The organism is Pseudomonas sp. SWI36, from assembly GCF_002948105.1.
GTDB classification, from domain to species: Bacteria; Pseudomonadota; Gammaproteobacteria; order Pseudomonadales; family Pseudomonadaceae; genus Aquipseudomonas; species Aquipseudomonas alloputida.
In genome coordinates this window covers 2,130,621-2,147,437 of the sequence record NZ_CP026675.1, presented here as the reverse complement: position 1 = coordinate 2,147,437, position 16,817 = coordinate 2,130,621, and the positions used below count along the sequence as shown (strand labels likewise).

The 16,817-nt window shown below is 62.8% G+C and carries 17 protein-coding genes; 7 read left to right on the top strand and 10 right to left on the bottom strand.

Annotation, left to right across the window (positions count from 1 at the left end; genetic code table 11):
- Window positions 1-21 precede the first annotated feature (21 nt).
- Together rimK and C4Q27_RS10435 are read right to left on the bottom strand one after the other, a co-directional pair.
- Complete coding sequence (gene rimK / locus C4Q27_RS10440; protein ID WP_003255817.1) at window positions 22-927, bottom strand: 30S ribosomal protein S6--L-glutamate ligase; 906 nt, start codon at window positions 925-927, stop codon at window positions 22-24.
- Window positions 924-1,340 (bottom strand): ATP-dependent zinc protease, encoded by a 417-nt coding sequence (locus tag C4Q27_RS10435; RefSeq protein ID WP_371321092.1) that lies wholly within the window; start codon window positions 1,338-1,340, stop codon window positions 924-926. The genes rimK and C4Q27_RS10435 overlap by 4 nt, the downstream gene beginning before the upstream one ends.
- A gap of 175 nt (window positions 1,341-1,515) precedes the next feature.
- Here C4Q27_RS10435 and C4Q27_RS10430 point away from each other — a divergent pair, with 175 nt between their 5' ends.
- A complete protein-coding gene (locus tag C4Q27_RS10430; protein ID WP_003255812.1) occupies window positions 1,516-1,917 on the top strand; it encodes an RNA-binding S4 domain-containing protein in 402 nt (133 codons plus the stop codon).
- A gap of 27 nt (window positions 1,918-1,944) precedes the next feature.
- On the opposite strand, the gene C4Q27_RS10425 is transcribed toward C4Q27_RS10430, so the two are convergent.
- Window positions 1,945-2,739, bottom strand: coding sequence for a phosphatase PAP2 family protein (locus C4Q27_RS10425; protein WP_104886822.1), 795 nt, complete (start codon window positions 2,737-2,739; stop codon window positions 1,945-1,947).
- Window positions 2,740-2,859: 120 nt separating this feature from the next.
- On the opposite strand from C4Q27_RS10425, the gene hslO reads away from it, so the two are divergent.
- From hslO to C4Q27_RS10405, 3 genes are all read left to right on the top strand, one after another.
- A complete protein-coding gene (hslO, locus tag C4Q27_RS10420; RefSeq protein ID WP_020191055.1) occupies window positions 2,860-3,759 on the top strand; it encodes an Hsp33 family molecular chaperone HslO in 900 nt (299 codons plus the stop codon).
- Between the two features lie 179 nt (window positions 3,760-3,938).
- Window positions 3,939-5,480 carry a phosphoenolpyruvate carboxykinase gene (locus C4Q27_RS10410; protein WP_104886821.1) on the top strand — a complete coding sequence of 514 codons (1,542 nt, stop codon included), beginning with the start codon at window positions 3,939-3,941 and terminating at the stop codon, window positions 5,478-5,480.
- 283 nt (window positions 5,481-5,763) lie between these two features.
- Window positions 5,764-6,204, top strand: coding sequence for a thioesterase family protein (locus tag C4Q27_RS10405; RefSeq protein ID WP_003255804.1), 441 nt, complete (start codon window positions 5,764-5,766; stop codon window positions 6,202-6,204).
- A gap of 56 nt (window positions 6,205-6,260) precedes the next feature.
- Here the strand turns inward: C4Q27_RS10405 and C4Q27_RS10400 are convergent, their stop codons facing one another.
- The 3 genes from C4Q27_RS10400 to fdhD all read right to left on the bottom strand — a co-directional run bounded on the left by C4Q27_RS10400 (window position 6,261) and on the right by fdhD (window position 10,121).
- Window positions 6,261-6,743, bottom strand: a complete 483-nt coding sequence (locus C4Q27_RS10400; RefSeq protein WP_064491775.1) for a glycine zipper domain-containing protein — start codon at window positions 6,741-6,743, stop codon at window positions 6,261-6,263.
- 196 nt (window positions 6,744-6,939) lie between these two features.
- Window positions 6,940-9,285: an FdhF/YdeP family oxidoreductase gene (locus C4Q27_RS10395; RefSeq protein ID WP_104886820.1), complete on the bottom strand. Its 2,346-nt coding sequence runs from the start codon at window positions 9,283-9,285 to the stop codon at window positions 6,940-6,942.
- Between the two features lie 5 nt (window positions 9,286-9,290).
- A complete protein-coding gene (gene fdhD, locus C4Q27_RS10390) occupies window positions 9,291-10,121 on the bottom strand; it encodes a formate dehydrogenase accessory sulfurtransferase FdhD (protein WP_010951628.1) in 831 nt (276 codons plus the stop codon).
- 175 nt (window positions 10,122-10,296) lie between these two features.
- Here fdhD and lysM point away from each other — a divergent pair, with 175 nt between their 5' ends.
- On the top strand, window positions 10,297-10,737 hold the full coding sequence (gene lysM / locus C4Q27_RS10385) for a peptidoglycan-binding protein LysM (RefSeq protein ID WP_104886819.1): 441 nt from the start codon (window positions 10,297-10,299) through the stop codon (window positions 10,735-10,737).
- 96 nt (window positions 10,738-10,833) lie between these two features.
- On the opposite strand, the gene yrfG is transcribed toward lysM, so the two are convergent.
- A complete protein-coding gene (gene yrfG / locus C4Q27_RS10380; protein WP_104886818.1) occupies window positions 10,834-11,496 on the bottom strand; it encodes a GMP/IMP nucleotidase in 663 nt (220 codons plus the stop codon).
- A gap of 64 nt (window positions 11,497-11,560) precedes the next feature.
- On the opposite strand from yrfG, the gene nudE reads away from it, so the two are divergent.
- Both nudE and cysQ read left to right on the top strand, forming a co-directional pair.
- A complete protein-coding gene (gene nudE, locus C4Q27_RS10375) occupies window positions 11,561-12,127 on the top strand; it encodes an ADP compounds hydrolase NudE (protein ID WP_003255794.1) in 567 nt (188 codons plus the stop codon).
- Window positions 12,124-12,942, top strand: coding sequence for a 3'(2'),5'-bisphosphate nucleotidase CysQ (cysQ, locus tag C4Q27_RS10370; RefSeq protein WP_104886817.1), 819 nt, complete (start codon window positions 12,124-12,126; stop codon window positions 12,940-12,942). Before nudE ends, cysQ begins: the two co-directional genes overlap by 4 nt.
- 160 nt (window positions 12,943-13,102) lie before the next feature.
- Here cysQ and C4Q27_RS10365 read toward each other — a convergent pair whose 3' ends face one another.
- Genes C4Q27_RS10365 through C4Q27_RS10355 form a run of 3 tightly spaced genes read right to left on the bottom strand, consistent with a single transcriptional unit; the run spans window position 13,103 to window position 16,775 of the window.
- A complete protein-coding gene (locus C4Q27_RS10365) occupies window positions 13,103-13,558 on the bottom strand; it encodes a YiiD C-terminal domain-containing protein (RefSeq protein WP_104886816.1) in 456 nt (151 codons plus the stop codon).
- A complete protein-coding gene (locus C4Q27_RS10360) occupies window positions 13,558-14,964 on the bottom strand; it encodes a sigma-54 dependent transcriptional regulator (RefSeq protein ID WP_010951633.1) in 1,407 nt (468 codons plus the stop codon). The genes C4Q27_RS10365 and C4Q27_RS10360 overlap by 1 nt, the downstream gene beginning before the upstream one ends.
- Window positions 14,961-16,775, bottom strand: coding sequence for an ATP-binding protein (locus C4Q27_RS10355; RefSeq protein ID WP_010951634.1), 1,815 nt, complete (start codon window positions 16,773-16,775; stop codon window positions 14,961-14,963). The genes C4Q27_RS10360 and C4Q27_RS10355 overlap by 4 nt, the downstream gene beginning before the upstream one ends.
- Between the last annotated feature and the right edge of the window lie 42 nt (window positions 16,776-16,817).

The window sequence follows — 16,817 nt, the reverse complement described above, 5'->3', positions numbered from 1 at the left end:
AGCGGCGGGTACAGGCTTGAATCAGCCTTTGCCCTTGGTCCGGGTCTGATTGGGCCCGCCATTCTTCTCCAGGTGCTCGATGATCATCCCGGCGACGTTCTTGCCGGTGGTGACTTCGATGCCCTCCAGCCCTGGCGACGAGTTTACCTCCATCACCAACGGCCCGTGGTTGGAGCGCAGGATATCCACACCCGCCACGCTCAATCCCATCACCTTGGCCGCCCGAATGGCGGTGATGCGCTCTTCAGGGGTGATTTTTATCAGGCTGGCGACGCCACCCCGGTGCAGGTTGGAGCGGAACTCGCCTGGTTTGGCCTGACGCTTCATCGAGGCAATTACTTTGTCGCCTACCACGAAGCACCGGATATCTGCGCCACCGGCCTCCTTGATGTACTCCTGCACCATGATGTTCTGCTTGAGGCCCATGAACGCTTCGATCACCGACTCGGCCGCCTGGGGCGTTTCGCACAGCACCACGCCAATGCCCTGGGTGCCTTCCAGTACCTTGATCACCAGCGGGGCACCGTTGACCATCTGGATCAGGTCGGGGATATCGTCCGGCGAGTGGGCGAAACCGGTGATCGGCAGGCCTATGCCGCGCCGCGACAACAGTTGCAACGAGCGCAGCTTGTCGCGCGAGCGGGCAATGGCTACCGACTCGTTGAGCGGGTATACGCCCATCATTTCGAATTGGCGCAGCACCGCGCAGCCATAGAACGTAACCGAAGCACCTATGCGCGGGATCACTGCATCGAAGCCTTCCAGCGGCTTGCCGCGGTAGTGGATCTGCGGCTTGTGGCTGGCAATGTTCATGTAGGCCCGCAGGGTATCGATCACCACCATTTCGTGGCCACGCTGGGTACCGGCTTCGACCAGGCGGCGGGTGGAATACAGACGCGGATTGCGCGACAGCACAGCGATCTTCATGCAGCACCTGTGACAGGGGAAAGGGTGGCCGGGAAGGCCGGTTTGTCTTGTACGTATTTCAGGCCTGGGTTCACTACCAGCTGGCCGTGTATCAGGGCCTTGGAGCCAAGCAACAGGCGGTAGCGCATGTTCTTGCGGCAGGCCAGGGTGAACTCCACCTCCCACACACCATCACCCAGCGCCAGTGACGTGCGGATGACGTAGCGGGTCTGGGCGTGGCCGTTGGAGCTCTTGATGGTTTTCATCGTCACCAACGGTGCCTCGCAGCGGCGGTGGCGCAACTGCACCACCGAGCCCAGGTGCGCAGTGAAGCGAACCCAGGGCTGGCCGTCGCGCTCGAAGGGTTCCACTTCGGTGGCATGCAGGCTCGACGTGCTGGCACCGGTGTCGATCTTGGCGCGCAGCCCGGCCACGCCGAGGTCAGGCAGGGCGACCCACTCGCGCAGGCCGATCACAGTCAAATGGTCAAATGTCTTCACGAAGCGCACCCTGCGAATGAGGTGGTGAACTTTAAGCACGGCGGGGACTTTTTGCATCCGTATGTGAAGGTAGTACAGTTCGATGAAAGACAGAATCCGAGGTAACGGGATGGCACAAAAAGCCGAAGACGACGACAAGGTTCGCCTGGACAAATGGCTGTGGGCGGCGCGCTTCTACAAGACGCGAGCGCTGGCCAAGGCGGCGATCGAGAGTGGCAAGGTGCATTGCCGGGGCGAGCGTTGCAAGCCGGGCAAGGAGCCGCGGGTGGGCGACGAGTTCGTGCTGCGTACCGGCTTCGATGAGCGCACGGTGGTGGTGAAGGCGCTGTCGGTGGTGCGTCGTGGTGCCCCAGAGGCGCAGGCGTTGTACGAGGAAACCGAAGAAAGTGTGCGTCGCCGTGAACAGGCGGCTGAAATGCGTAAGGCCGGGGCCATGGGCGTGACCACCGATGGCCGGCCGACCAAGAAGCAGCGGCGGCAGATTCATCAGCTGCATGGAAGTTACGATTGAATGGGGCTGCTGCGCAGCCCCAAAAATCTAGCGCAACACCGCCATTCGTCCGACCAACGGTAACGTGGACAGCAGCTTGAACAACGGCGCTGTCCAGCGCATCAACGCCTCGCTGCCTTTGGCCGCCAGCGGCGTGTAGTAGCTCCAGCCCAGCGCCAGTACGGCCATCAGCAAGCCGCCGATGTAGTCGTCCTGCCCCCAGTGGGCACCGGCCACCAGGCGCGGCAGCATGAACAGCGCTGCGAGCCCCCAGACCACCAGGTATTGCGCAAGGCCGCGGCTGAACACGCTCATGAACAGCGCCCAGATCAACAGCACCGAGGCGTGATCACCCGGAAAACTCTTGCTGGAGCGGTCCTTGAGTTCCCAGGCAGCCTCCAGGTTCGGGTAATAGTCACTCAGGTGCACGACGTCGTCGAAGATCATCGATGGACTCTTGTGTTGCCACCCGGCTGCATCCACCCACTTGGAAAACAGCGCGCGAATCACCACTAAGAGGAGTAGCGTGACCAGAAAGCCGAAAAATGCCTGGCGAACCTGAGCAGCCTTGAACACCCAGTCACCACGAATGAGCACTGCCAGCAGGATCAGGCCGACGACGATGTCGAACGGGCGTAGGCTGCCGATGGTCCAGATGTAGCGCCAGGTGGTGCTATCGGCCAGCGGCGCGTTCAGGCTGCGGAACAGCCACTCGTCGAAAGTCAGGCACAGGATCTGGCCAAAAGGCCATAACCAGAAACACAGTAGAGCGATGGGAAGCAGCGTACAGGCTGCCAATGGCCCCCAGGACCACCTTGCTTGGAACAGTGGTCGATTGTCCATAAAATACCTCTATTGCAAACAGGAATCGGAGCGCCTTGTGAGCGCTCTGTCACGGGTTCTCGCCGGTTTTCGACAACCCTTGTAACCATTTTGTCATCATTTTTTAGATAGCCGAAACCTATGAGCGATTTGCCTGATACCGATTTCACCCAACGTTTCATCTTCGACGAGCGCGATGTGCGCGGCGAGTGGGTGTCTCTCGATGACAGCTACGCCGCGGTGTTGGCGCGTCATGAGTACCCCCAGCCGGTCAAGGTGCTGCTCGGCGAGTTGATGGCCGCCACCGCCTTGCTGGTGGGTGCGATGAAGTTCGATGGCCTGCTGATTCTGCAGGCGCGTTCGGCCGGGCCGATTCCGCTGCTGATGGTGGAATGTTCCAGTGAGCGCGAGATTCGTGGCATGGCCCGCTACGAAGCGGACCAGATTCCGGCTGGTGCCACCCTGTCGCAGCTGATGCCCGACGGCCACCTGACCCTGACCATCGACCCGGTCAAGGGCCAGCGCTACCAGGGGACCGTCGACCTCGATGGCGCCAACCTGTCTGAATGTTTCACCAACTACTTCGTCCAGTCGCAGCAGCTCAATACCCGTTTCTGGCTCAATGCCGAAGGCGGCAAGGCCCGTGGGCTATTGCTGCAGCAACTGCCGCGTGATCGCCAGCCGGATGATGAAGAGCGCGAAGACAGCTGGCAGCATGTGGTCGCCCTGGCCAAGACGCTCAAGCCTGAAGAGTGGACAGAGGGCAACGAAACACTGCTGCACCGCCTGTATCACGAAGACGCCGTGCGCCTGTTCGATATCCAGCCACTGCGCTTCAATTGCAGCTGTTCTCGGGAACGCTCCGGCAATGCGCTGGTCAGTCTGGGCGAGCACGACGCCAAGGCGCTGGTGGACGAATGTGGCGGGACGGTAGAGATCGATTGCCAGTTCTGCAACGAGCGCTACTTCTTCGATGCCAGCGATGTGGCGCAATTGTTTGCGGGTGGCGGTACTGACGTGGCCTCAGAAACTCGTCACTGAAACGTTAAATCACAGGATAATCTCCTGTCGAATTGCGCAAAAGCGCAGTTCTGACAGGAGGGGCCTACTTTTTTTGGGCGTTTCTGGCATAATCCGGCCACTTTTTTCGCTGTAGTAGTTTTTTCAAGACAACTACAAAACGTTTGGAGCACTCGGCCTCGGGCCGGATGGGGTATCTCATGACGCAAGCCAACAACACCGTGTACACCGACCTGAGCGTCGATGAGCTGGTAAAAGAAGCGCTGCAACGCGGTGAAGGCGTACTAGCCGATACTGGCGCACTGGTCGTGGAGACTGGTCACCGTACCGGCCGTTCGCCGGCTGACCGTTTCATCGTCGAAGAACCTTCCACCCAGGACGCCATTTCCTGGGGCCCGATCAACCGCAAGTTCCCGGCCGACAAGTTCGATGCCCTGTGGGCTCGCGTCGAGGCGTTCAACGACGCTCAGGATCACTTCGTTTCCTATGTTCACGTAGGGGCCGCAGCCGAGCACTACCTGCCGGTGAAGATGACCACCCAGACTGCCTGGCAGAACCTGTTCGGTCGTTGCCTGTTCATCAACCCGGAGCAGTTCAACCCGGCTGGCCGCGACCAGTGGCAGATCCTCAACGTCGCCAACTTCGTGTGCGAGCCTGAGCGTGACGGCACCAACTCCGACGGTTGCGTGATCATCAACTTCGCCCAGAAGAAAGTGCTGATCGCTGGCATGCGCTACGCCGGCGAAATGAAGAAAGCCATGTTCTCGGTGCAGAACTTCCTGCTGCCGGCTGCCGACGTACTGCCTATGCACTGCGCGGCCAACATCGGCGAAGAAGGCGATGTGACCTTGTTCTTCGGCCTGTCCGGCACTGGCAAGACTACCCTTTCGGCTGACGAAAGCCGTTACCTGATCGGTGACGACGAGCACGGTTGGGGCGAAGGCGTTGTCTTCAACATGGAAGGCGGCTGCTACGCCAAGTGCATCGACCTGTCCGAGAAGAACGAGCCGGTCATCTGGAAAGCCATCAAGCACGGCGCAGTACTGGAAAACGTCGTTCTCGACGCCAACAAGCACGCCGACTACACCGATGTCAGCCTGACTCAGAACAGCCGTGCGGCCTACCCGCTGGAGCACGTTGCCAAGCGTTCGGAAGCGAACCTGGGCGGCGAGCCTAACGCAGTGATCTTCCTCACCTGCGACCTGACAGGTGTTCTGCCTCCGGTTTCGATCCTGAACAACGAGCAGGCGGCCTACCACTTCCTGTCCGGTTACACCGCGCTGGTCGGTTCCACTGAAATGGGTTCGGGCGGCGGCATCAAGTCGACCTTCTCCACCTGCTTCGGCGCACCGTTCTTCCCGCGTCCGGCTGGCGAGTACGCCGAGCTGCTGATCAAGCGTATCAACGGCTTCAACTCCAAGGTCTACCTGGTCAACACCGGCTGGACCGGTGGTGGCTACGGCGTTGGCAAGCGCTTCAGCATCCCCACCACCCGTGCCGTGATCGCCGCAATCCAGAGCGGCGCACTGGTCGGTGCCGAAACCGAGCACCTGGACATCATCAACCTGGACGTGCCGAAGGCCGTTCCGGGCGTTGAAACCGAACTGCTCAACCCGCGCACCAACTGGGCTGACAAAGCGGCCTACGACGAGGCTGCCAAAGGTCTGGCCAAGCTGTTCATCGAAAACTTCAAGAAGTTCGAAGTTTCCGACGCCATCAAGGCCGCTGGCCCGCAGCTGTAAGCCGAGCTCAGCCGCAACGAGAAAGCCGCCCCCAGGGGCGGCTTTTTTGTGGGTGCGGGATTACCCGCGAAAGGGCCGGACCTGCTGACCAATTTCCACCCGTGGTTCACCGTCGCAGCCGCCATCGTATTCGCGGGTAAACCCGCTCCTACACACTGATTGGCGGTGGGCGCAGGCCGTCGTGTAGGAGCGGGTTTACCCGCGAAGGGGCCCGCATAGGCAGCGAAATTCTGGTTTTTCTGTTTCACTGTCAGCATCCATTGCGTAGACAAGAGCCAGCCAGATGACCGAAGCCCCTCAGCGCACTGCCTTCTCCCACTTCCACCCGATCCTTACCCGCCCCCAGGACAACGACCTGAACGGCCACATCGCCGGTGCAACGGTGCACGGTTTCTTCGAAACCGCGATACAGGCGTTTCTCGTCGAGCAGGCGGAACTGGACCTGCGGCACGGTGAACTGGCCGCCTTCGTGGTCAGTTCGGCTGCGGATTTCTACGCGCTACCGGGCTTCCCGGATTTGTTGGAGGTGGGGTTGGGAGTGACGCGTCTGGCGGGCAGCACGGTAGAGTACCGGCTGGCGCTGTATCGCCCGGGCGAACCGGAGGCGTGCGCAGCAGGCACGGTAGTGCAGGTGTTCATCGAGCGCGACAGTGGACGGCCTGTGGCGTTGCCAGAGGCGCTGCAGGTGATCCTGTCCGGCCTCGTGCTGGAGCGGCAGGCATAAAAAAGCCCCGCTGGCAGGGGCGGGGCTTTTGTTGCCGGGGGCAGAGCCCTCAGGCGTTAGTCGCGCCAGTGGCGCTTGTGCTTGCGGTGGCCATAGTGGTGACCACGGTCCCAGTGACGACGGTCGTCGTCGTAGCCGCGACGATAGCGGCGATTTTCGTGGCGTTCGTCTTCGTCGGCCTTGTTGCCCATGTAGTTACCCAGTGCACCACCGGCGCCACCGCCGGCTGCTGCGCCAATGTAGCTACCGGTGGTGCCACCCACCGAGCGACCCACCACGTTACCGCCGGCAGCACCCAGCGCGCCGCCAATAGCAGCCTCACCGCGCTGGCGCTTGTCGGCGCCCAATGCGCCGCCTGCCGCGCCGCCCAGACCGGCACCAATGGCGCCACCGGTGCTGCCGCCGATGGAGTTGCCCACCACTGAGCCCAGTACCCCACCCAATGCGCCGCCAATGCCGGCTTCGGTGGTGCCGCCTGCCATGGCAACGCCGCTGAGCAAGCTGAAAGACAACAACAGAATCGAGGAGTACTTCTTCATCAAGAGAGCCTCATAGGGATGACGAGGCGAATTTGAGGCTAAGAGACTTGGCTGGCAACGGAAATCCGACGAGTAACACGAGTTGTACACAATTCTCTAACTTGCTGTATTTACTATGAAACTTTATCGTTTTCAGGCTGTCTGAGACCTTTATGACAAAGCCCTGAGCCGCCACGGAACAGGGCTTTTTTCGTTTTTACAGGATACGCCTGTCCTCGCTCGCACGCTCCAGCTTGATGGCAATGAACTTCGATGTCGGCGTATGGCTACCAACGCCAATGCTCTCCAGCGGCACCAGCGGGTTCACCTCCGGGTAATACGCCGCCGCCTGCCCGGCAGGTATGTCGAAGGCCAGCAGGGTAAAGCCTTGCACCCGGCGCTCATGCTCATCCCCCCACAATGAAACGATGTCGACCTTCTGCCCCGGCTGGAAGCCCAGGCGGATGATGTCGGCTTCGTTGGCGAACAGCACCTCGCGCTGGCCACGCACGCCGCGGTAGCGGTCGTCCAGGCCGTAGATAGTGGTGTTGTACTGATCGTGCGAGCGCATCGATTGCATGATCAAGTCTGGCAACTGGCCGCTGGCGCGTACGCGTTCGTCAAGCAGCGTGTCGGGCAGCAGGTTGGCCTTGAAGTTGGCGCGGCCGGTGCTGGTCGCCCATTCGCGGCTGGCCGCGCTGTTGCCTAGATAGAAGCCACCCGGATTACGCAGGCGCTGGTTGAAGCCGCTGAAACCGGCAATGGTGTCGCCGATCAGATCGCGAATGCGGTCGTAGTCGGCCACCAGCCAGTGCCAGTCCACCGGTTGCTTGCCCAGCGTGGCGGCGGCGATGCCGGCGATCACCGCAGGCTCTGAGCGCATTTGCGTCGATAGCGGCTTGAGCTGGCCGTTGGAGGCGTGGACCATGCTGAACGAGTCTTCAACCGTGACTGCCTGCGGTCCTTCGGCCTGCAGGTCGATGTCGGTGCGGCCCAGGCACGGCAGGACCAGTGCCTGCTTGCCATGGACCAGGTGGCTACGGTTGAGCTTGGTGCTGATGTGCACGGTCAGCTCGCAGTTGCGCAGCGCCTGGGCGGTACGCTCGGTGTCGGGTGTGGCCTGGGCGAAGTTGCCGCCCAAGCCGATGAAAACCTTGGCCCGGCCATAGAGCATCGCGTGAATGGCTTCGACGGTGTTATGGCCATTGCGCCGTGGCACAGGGAAGCCAAAGCGCTTTTCGATGGCATCCAGCAGCGCCTCTGGCGGGCGCTCGTTGATGCCCATGGTGCGGTCACCCTGCACGTTGCTGTGGCCACGCACCGGGCACAGGCCGGCACCGGGCACGCCGATGTTGCCACGCAGCATCTGCAGGTTGACGATTTCCTGAATGGTCGGCACCGAATGACGGTGTTGGGTGATGCCCATCGCCCAGCACATGATCACCCGCTTGCCACGGCAGTACATACGCGCGGCCAGTTCGATATCGGCCAAGGTGAGGCCGGACTGTGCCTGGATGTGCGACCACGGCGTGGCGTCCACCACGGCCAGGTACTCATCGACGCCATGGCCATGTTCGGCGATGAAGGCGTGGTCGAATACGGCCGGTTCGCCGTTGGCCTGGGCTTCGCGTTCCCATTGCAGGACGAACTTGGCCATGCCGCGCAGCATCGCCATGTCGCCACCCAGGGCCGGGCGGAAGAAGGCGGTGTTGGTCGGGCGGTCACTGTTGGTCAGCATTTCCAGTGGGTTCTGGGGGTGCTGGAAGCGCTCCAGACCACGCTCCTTGAGCGGGTTGATGCACACCACCTGGGCGCCACGCTTTACCGCATCACGCAGTGGGTCGAGCATGCGCGGGTGATTGGTGCCGGGGTTCTGGCCCCAGACAAAAATGGCGTCGGCGTGCTCGAAGTCGTCGAAGGTGACTGTACCTTTGCCGACCCCGACGCTTTGCCCCAACGCCACGCCGCTGGCCTCATGGCACATGTTCGAGCAGTCAGGGAAGTTGTTGGTGCCGTAGGCGCGCACGAACAGTTGGTACAGGTACGCCGCTTCGTTGCTGGCACGTCCCGAGGTATAGAATTCGGCCTGGTCAGGGTTGGTCAGCTTGTTCAGTTCGCGGGCGATCAGGGCGAAGGCGGCATCCCAGCTGATCGGCAGGTAACGGTCGCTGGGAGCGTCATAGACCATCGGTTCGGTCAGACGCCCTTGGTACTCCAGCCAGTAGTCGCTTTGTTGCAGCAGCGAGGTGACGCTGTAACGGGCGAAGAAGGCAGCATCGACACGGCGCTTGGTAGCTTCCCAGTTCACCGCCTTGGCGCCGTTCTCGCAGAACTTGACCATGCCGCTTTCCGGCGAGTCCCCCCAGGCGCAGCCGGGGCAGTCGAAACCGCCGTTCTGGTTGGTCTTGAGCAGGGCGCGAATGTTCTTCAGCGCATTATCGCTGCCGACCCAGGCCTTGGCTACGCTACGCAGTGCGCCCCAACCGCCGGCGGGGCCGTGGTAGGGCTTGTAGCGAGGGGGGGAGGTTGGGGTGTTGTCCGGAAGTTGTTGGTACGAGGTCACGACTGTTACGACTCCGCCGCTGGGCTGTAGACCCGCGGTGCGCTGTGCTTGGGCAAGTGGATAAGGTTGAGGTTGTGCTTGCGCGCCCATTGCAGGGCAAGGCCGGTGGGCGCCGACAGGCTGACCAAGGTCTGGATGCCGGCACGCAGTACTTTCTGGATCAGCTCCAGGCTGCAGCGGCTGGTGACGATGGCCAGGCCACCCTGGGTGTCGATGCGTTGTCGCAGCAGCGCGCCGATCAGTTTGTCGAGGGCGTTGTGCCGGCCGATGTCTTCGCGGCCAAGCAGCAGTTCGCCTTGGCGGTCCATGAACAATGCTGCATGCACGGCACCGCAATGCTGGCCCAGTGGCTGGAAGGCGTCGATGCGCTCGCGCAGGCCGACCAGCCACTGGGCCGGGGGCAGGGGTGCACCCGGCAACACGGCCAGATCCGGCAGTGCCTGCTCCAGGGCCTCGACCCCACACAGGCCGCAACCACTGGTGCCGGCCAGTTGGCGGCGCTGGTTTTTCAGGTTCCAGAACGCCCGGCTGGAGATTTCCAGGTCGGCGTACAGTGCCGAGCCGCTGCCGGAGAGCTTGAGGTCGTAGATTTCTGCGGTGCCTTCGACAATGCCGCTGCCGACGCTGAAACCGACGGCGAAGTCTTCCAGATCGGTAGGACTGACCAGCATCACCGCCTGGTTGAGGCCGTTATAGACAATGGCCAGGGCCACTTCCTCGGCCAGCGGGGTGCTGTCGCGTTTGGCGTCGCTGAGCTGGACGTAGTCGTAGGTGTTGCTGGCGGCGGGCATGGACAAGGGCGATGAGGCCGCGCAGACCGGAGGTTTGCTGTTCATCGGGGCGCTGAATACCGGCGGCTTTCTGATAGCACAAGCCTAGGCGCGTGGGCCGGCGGCGTCTAATCGCTAGGGTCTATGCCTTGATAGACCGCGTCGATTGGTCGCGCAGGGCGGAAGTGGTAAAGCTGACCTAGACTCCTGTGTCCAAGGTTTCGTCAACAAGGAGAGCGCAATGAGCCTGTTCAGTTTCGTGAAGGAAGCCGGCGAGAAGTTGATCGACCTGCTGACCCCTGGCAACGCCAATGCCGACGAGCAGCTTAAGAAACATGTGGAAGCTGTTGGCCTGGGCAACCCCAACATCACCGCCACTGTAGAAGGAGACAAGATCATCCTCAAGGGTGAAGTGGCCAGCCAGGAAGAGAAGGAGAAGATTATCCTGGCGGCGGGCAACATCAGCGGCGTGGCCAGTGTCGAGGACCAGATCACCGTGACCGGGCCGGTAGTCCAGGCGGCAAGGTTCGTCACAGTGAAATCGGGCGACACACTTTCAGCCATTGCCATGGTCGTGTATGGCAATGCCAATCAGTACAACAAGATTTTCGAGGCCAACAAGCCGATGCTCAAGCACCCGGACAAGATCTATCCGGGGCAGGTGCTGCGTATTCCTGACTGATCGCTGAAGTCTGTACCGGCCTCTTCGCGGGCGCGCCCGCTCCCACAGGTACAGCGCCAGCACTGAGTGGGAGCGGGCATGCCCGCGAATGGGGCCTTACAGGCCTTCCAGTAACGCCCGGTAATCCTCGACCGCTGCAAACTCTTCGGTATCGCGTGGTTGTGCCTGGCTATCGGGCTGGCGCACCGCCAGCAAGTGCCCCACACCAAACCGCCGTGCACTGCGCAGAATCGCCAGCGTGTCATCGATGAACAGGCTGCGTTCCGGTTCGAAGCCGATATCCGCCTGCAGGGCATCCCAGAACTGCGGGCTTTCCTTCGGGTAGCCATAGTCGTGCGAGCTGATCAGCCGCTCGAAGTACGGCGCCAGCTCCACCCGTTCCAGCTTCAGCGACAGCGAGTCACGGTGGGCATTGGTGATCATCACGACACGCTTTCCGCCCTGGCGAATCGCCGCCAGGAAGGTATCGGCATCCGGGCGCAGGGCAATCAGGTCAGCAATTTCCCGCTTCAGCTCGCGAATGGGCAGGCGTAGCTCGCGGCTCCAGAAGTCCAGGCAGTACCAGTTCAATGTGCCGGCATTGCGTTCGAACAGCGGTTGCAGCTCCATTTCGGCCATGGCCCGGCTTACACCGTGCAGCTCGGCATAGCGCTGGGGCAGGTGGTCCAGCCAGAAGCGGTTGTCGTAATGCAGGTCGAGCAGGGTGCCATCCATGTCCAGCAGGACGGTATCGATGGCAGACCAGGGAAGAACAGGCATGGGAAACTCTCGATCAGTCGGCAAGCCACGGTATAGTAACCCGTTCACGCCAAGGAGCCGCCCCATGCGCCAGAAACCCACCGTACTCAGCCGCGAAATTGTCGCCAGTAGCCGCCTGTTCCGCGTCGAAGCCGTACAGCTGCGCTTCAGCAATGGCGCCGAGCGCACCTATGAGCGCCTGGTGGGCCGGGGTAACGGCTACGGCGCGGTGATGATCGTGGCCATGCTCGATGCCGAGCACGCCGTGCTGGTGGAGGAGTACTGCGGTGGCACCGATGAATACGAGCTGTCGTTGCCCAAGGGCTTGATCGAGCCGGGCGAAGACGTGCTGGCGGCAGCCGACCGGGAGCTCAAGGAAGAAGCCGGTTTTGGCGCACGCCAGCTGGAGCACCTGACGGAACTGTCGTTGTCGCCGGGCTACATGAGTCAGAAGATTCAGGTGGTGCTGGCCAGCGACCTGTACGAAGAGCGCCTGGAAGGCGACGAGCCCGAGCCGATGCGGGTCGACAAGGTCAACCTGCGTGAGTTGTCGGCCTTGGCCATGCATCCGCAGTTCACCGAGGGCCGCGCCCTGGCGGCGCTGTACCTGGCCCGTGACCTGCTGATTCAGCGGGGGTTGCTGGAGCTATGAACGACCTGCAACTGATGCACGAAGTGGTCAAGCTGGCACTGACGGCAGGCGAGGCGATCCTGCCATTCTGGCGCGCCGATGTTGCGGTGACCAACAAGGCCGACGATTCGCCGGTTACCGCCGCCGACCTGGCGGCGCACCGGGTAATTGCCGATGGCCTGCTGGCGCTGGCGCCGCAGATTCCGGTGCTGTCCGAAGAGGACTGCAATATTTCGCTGGCCGAGCGGCAAAGCTGGAGCCGCTGGTGGCTGGTCGATCCGCTGGATGGCACCAAGGAGTTCATTGCCGGCAGTGAAGAGTTCACGGTCAACATCGCCCTGATCGAGAACGGCGACGTGGTGTTTGGCGTGGTGTCGATGCCGACCAATGGACGCTGCTACTTCGGTGGGCGCGGGATGGGGGCCTGGCGTGCAGATGCCGGCGAGGCAGCCCAGCTGATCCAAGTACGCAACGAACCCGCGCAGGGCGAGCGTTTTACCGTGGTGGCCAGCCGTCGGCATTCCAGCCCGGAGCAGGAAGCGCTGTTGGCCGGCCTTGGGGCTGCGGTGGGTGAGCTGGAGCTGGCCAATATCGGCAGTTCGTTGAAGTTCTGCCTGCTGGCTGAGGGCAGCGCAGACTGCTATCCGCGCCTGGCGCCGACTTCGCAGTGGGACACTGCTGCGGCGCAGGGTGTGGTGGAGGGGGCCGGTGGCGAAGTGATCGGGCTGGATGGCTTGCCGTTCCGGTATCCGCCACGCGAGTCGCTGCTCAATCCGCATTTCCTGGCATTACCTGCCAATGCTGCATGGCGCCAGGCCTTCCTGAACCTGATTTGACGGACTCTCACCCTATCCTGTGGGAGCGGGCGAGCCCGCGAAGCAGGCACCGCGGTGCGGGGCACCGGCTTCGCCGGTGTTCGCGGGCCTGCCCGCTCCCACAGGTTTTGCGCCAGCCTTTGGGTTTTGTGCAGCGCAGTTACTTTCAGCGGCTGCTGGGCTAGCGGTGCAGGACGTACTGGCCGCTGAACCTCACCGCCGGCTCGTCACTGCCGTCATTGCTCACCGTGGTCTCCAACGTCAACCGTGCCCGCCCACGCCGCTGGTACAGGGTCAGGAACCGCTCCCAGGTTTTCTCGTCGGGCGCTGCACAACGCGCCACCGCCGAGCCGGTCACTGGCAACGGGTAGCTGATCTGCCCTTCCTGGATGACGATATGCCCGTCATCGATCCCCAGTTCACGCAGGCGCAGGTGCAGCCAGCCCCAACCCACCAGCACTGCTGCGCAGTACAGGCTGCCGCCGAACATGGTGCTTTTGTGGTTGACGTTGGCCGCCAGCGGCAGTTGCAGGCGCAGGGTGTGCTGCTGCCAATCGATCACTTCCAGGCCCATTTCGCGGGTCAGGGGGATGTCGCTGTGCAGTACGGACTGCAGGTACTGGCTATCGGTGCTCATTAACGGTTGTCCTCTTGATCGTCATGCCCGCCGCTGCCGCCGTCGAAGTTCAAGCCATGCTTGCGCAGCTTGTCGTGCAAGGTTTTGCGGGGGATACCCAGTGCTTCGGCCAGGCTCCGCATGGAGCCGTGTGGCTGGGCCAGTTCGGCGGCGATCAGCGAACGTTCGAATTGCTCGACCTGTTCGCTGAGGTTGCCGCTGAGCATGGGCGCTGCCGGTGCTGCTGCCGAGGGTGCCTGGCCATCCAGTGCCAGTTCCAGGCCAAGGGCGAAACGCTCGGCCGCGTTCTGTAGCTCGCGGACGTTGCCTGGCCAGTCATGACGCAGCAGCAGGGCGCGTTGCGCGGGTTGCAGCGCATGCGGCGACAGGCCATGACGTTGGCTGGCAGCATCGGCGAAATGCTGGAACAACACCAATATGTCGTCGCCGCGTTCACGCAGTGGCGGAATACGCAGCGGCGCCACGTTCAGGCGGTAATACAGGTCTGCGCGGAAACGCCCTTGGTCGGCAGACTGACGCAGGTCTTCCTTGGTCGCGGCTATGATGCGGATGTCCAGCGGGATCAACTGGTTGCCGCCCAGGCGTTCGACCACTCGCTCCTGCAGCATGCGCAGCAACTTCACCTGTACATCCAGGCTCATGCTCTCGATTTCGTCGAGGAACAGCGTGCCGCCGTTGGCAAATTCGAACTTGCCGATACGGCGTTTCTGCGCGCCGGTGAACGCACCGGGCTCGTGGCCGAACAGTTCGCTTTCGACCACCGATTCGGCCAGCGCGCCGGCGTTGATCGCCACGAACGGCCCTTCGCTGCGGCTGGACAGGTCGTGCAGCGCACGAGCCACCACCTCTTTGCCAGCGCCGGTTTCGCCCAGAATCAACACGTCGGCGCGGGTGCCGGCCAAGGCGCCGATCTGCTCGCGCAGGCGCAGCATGGCCGGTGAATGGCCGACCAGGCGGGTTGCCAGCTGCTGGCGGTCGCTCAGTGCCAGACGCAGGCTACGGTTGTCCAGCACCAGCCGGCGCAAGGCCAGGGCGCGGCGTACGCTGTCGAGCAGGGCGTCTGTGGCAAAGGGTTTTTCCAGGAAGTCATAAGCCCCGGCGCGCATCGCCTGCACCGCCAGCGGCACATCGCCGTGGCCGGTAATCAGCAGCACCGGCAGTTCGCTGTCGCGGCCGTGCAGTTGTTCCAGCAACTGCAGGCCATCGATGCCCGGCATGCGGATGTCGCTGACCACCACGCCTGGCCAGTCGGCCTCGATACGCTCGGCCAGGCCTTGGGCTTCGGCCAGGGCGACTACCTTGAGCCCGGCCAGGTCCAGGGTCTGGCTCAAGGCTTGGCGCAGGTGGGGGTCATCGTCCACCAGGATGACCTGGGCTCGGCTGTCGATCAGTGTCTCGGTGGTCATGCCGAGGGGTCCTCCGAATTGGGCAAAGTAGCGCCAGATGCGGCCACCCGCAGCTGGAGAGTCAGCATTGCGCCACCTTCCGGGTGGTTGGCCAGCAGCAGTTCACCGCCCAGGGCGCGCATCAGGCTTTCACAGATGGCCAGCCCCAGGCCCAGGCCCTGGGTGCGGGTCTTGGTGGTGAAGAACGGCTCCTTGGCGTGCTCCAGGGCCTGGCGGCTGAAGCCGGGGCCGTTGTCACGGATGTACAGGTAGACGCAGTCATCACGTTGCTCGGCACTTAACCACAGGCGGCGCGGGTTGGCCTTTTCGGTCAGGGCGTCGAGGGCATTGGCCAGCAGGTTGCCTAGTACTTGGCGCAGGCGGGTTTCGCCGGCCTGTACCCACAAGGTGGCTTCCGGCAGGTCGCGGATCAGCTCTACGGCCATCGCCCGGCGGCGCTTGGCCAGCAGCGCCAGGGCATCGTCCAGGGCCGGCTGCAGGGCCACGCTCTCCGGGGCATGGCGGTCGCGACGGGCGAAGGCACGCAGGTGGGCAATGATCGAGGCCATGCGCCCGGTCAGCTCGCCGATCAGCTTGAGATTGCCGCGGGCGTCTTCGGTACGTTGGTGGTCGAGCAGGATCTCGGCGTTTTCTGCGTAGCTGCGGATGGCGGCCAGGGGCTGGTTCAACTCATGGCTGATACTGGCCGACATGGTGCCGAGCACCGACAGCTTGCCGGCCTGCACCAGTTCGTCCTGTGCGCGCACTGCCTCTTGCTGAGCGTTTTCGCGCTCCAGCACGGCATTTTTCAGGCGGGTGTTCAGGCCTTCAAGGTCGGCGGTACGTTCGGCCACGCGCTTTTCCAGTTCCTGGCGGCCACGGGCTTCGAAGTCGATGCGGTCGATGTAATGGCGCCGCCGTTGCATCACCAGGCCTGCCAGCAACATCAGTACCAGCAGCGTACCGGCACCGATGGCCATTACCGTCTGCACCGAGCGATCAACCAGCGTGCGCGGGGCGAGGATGCTGACTTGCCAACCAGTTTCCTTGATGTCGCGGGTCTGGGTGATCCAGGCCTGCGGGTTGAGAACCAGCGGCTGTGGGGCCTGGGTCGGATAGGGCTGGATGGCGATGATGGCCTGGCGCTCGGCGTCGGTCAGCGTGCGGGTAGCACGGAAGCGCCAGTCGGGGCGCGAAGTCAGGATGACTACGCCATTGTGATCGGTCAGCAACAGCTGCTCGGGCGTACGGCCCCACAGGGTTTCGGTGTGGTCGAGATCGACTTTGACCACCAGCACGCCGACGATCCGCTCGCGGTCGCGCACGGCCGCGGCAAAGAAATAGCCGCGCTTGGCCGAGGTGGTGCCCTGGCCGAAGAAACGGCCCAGGTGGCCGGCCATGGCTTCGTTGAAGTAAGGGCGGAAGGCGAAGTTTCGGCCGACGAAGCTGTCGTGCTTGTCCCAGTTCGAGGCGGCCAAGGTGTTGCCGCTGACGTCCATCAGGTACATCACCTCGGCACCGGTCTTCTGCACGATGTCCTTGAGCAGGCGGTTGGCGTTGGTCACCGCTTCCAGGCGGAAAGGGTCGGCCAGCACGCCACGCAGCGCCGGCAAGTCGCCGAGAATTTGCGGCAAGGTCTCGTAACGGTGCAGGGTGCCGAGCAGGTTGGCGACATACAGGTCGAGGGTCTGGCGGTTCTGCGAGGCCAGTTCTTCCTGGTAATAGCGTTCGGCCAAGTGATGCAGGGGCCATAGTAATGGGGCCAAGATCAGCGCCAGCAGGGCCAGGCTGCGCCAGCGGGGACGGCGTGGGGGCGTGGGCTTTGCAATCATCAGGTAAATGCGCCAGAAAAGTCTGACGCAATTATGCGCTAG

Excerpts from the sequence above, each read along its gene's own strand:
- rimK (WP_003255817.1), bottom strand. The coding sequence starts at position 927 with ATGAAGATCGCTGTGCTGTCGCGCAATCCGCGTCTGTATTCCACCCGC.
- C4Q27_RS10430 (WP_003255812.1), top strand. The coding sequence starts at position 1,516 with ATGGCACAAAAAGCCGAAGACGACGACAAGGTTCGCCTGGACAAATGG.
- C4Q27_RS10425 (WP_104886822.1), bottom strand. The coding sequence starts at position 2,739 with ATGGACAATCGACCACTGTTCCAAGCAAGGTGGTCCTGGGGGCCATTG.
- hslO (WP_020191055.1), top strand. The coding sequence starts at position 2,860 with ATGAGCGATTTGCCTGATACCGATTTCACCCAACGTTTCATCTTCGAC.
- C4Q27_RS10410 (WP_104886821.1), top strand. The coding sequence starts at position 3,939 with ATGACGCAAGCCAACAACACCGTGTACACCGACCTGAGCGTCGATGAG.
- C4Q27_RS10405 (WP_003255804.1), top strand. The coding sequence starts at position 5,764 with ATGACCGAAGCCCCTCAGCGCACTGCCTTCTCCCACTTCCACCCGATC.
- C4Q27_RS10400 (WP_064491775.1), bottom strand. The coding sequence starts at position 6,743 with ATGAAGAAGTACTCCTCGATTCTGTTGTTGTCTTTCAGCTTGCTCAGC.
- fdhD (WP_010951628.1), bottom strand. The coding sequence starts at position 10,121 with ATGAACAGCAAACCTCCGGTCTGCGCGGCCTCATCGCCCTTGTCCATG.
- lysM (WP_104886819.1), top strand. The coding sequence starts at position 10,297 with ATGAGCCTGTTCAGTTTCGTGAAGGAAGCCGGCGAGAAGTTGATCGAC.
- yrfG (WP_104886818.1), bottom strand. The coding sequence starts at position 11,496 with ATGCCTGTTCTTCCCTGGTCTGCCATCGATACCGTCCTGCTGGACATG.
- nudE (WP_003255794.1), top strand. The coding sequence starts at position 11,561 with ATGCGCCAGAAACCCACCGTACTCAGCCGCGAAATTGTCGCCAGTAGC.
- cysQ (WP_104886817.1), top strand. The coding sequence starts at position 12,124 with ATGAACGACCTGCAACTGATGCACGAAGTGGTCAAGCTGGCACTGACG.
- C4Q27_RS10365 (WP_104886816.1), bottom strand. The coding sequence starts at position 13,558 with ATGAGCACCGATAGCCAGTACCTGCAGTCCGTACTGCACAGCGACATC.
- C4Q27_RS10360 (WP_010951633.1), bottom strand. The coding sequence starts at position 14,964 with ATGACCACCGAGACACTGATCGACAGCCGAGCCCAGGTCATCCTGGTG.
- C4Q27_RS10355 (WP_010951634.1), bottom strand. The coding sequence starts at position 16,775 with ATGATTGCAAAGCCCACGCCCCCACGCCGTCCCCGCTGGCGCAGCCTG.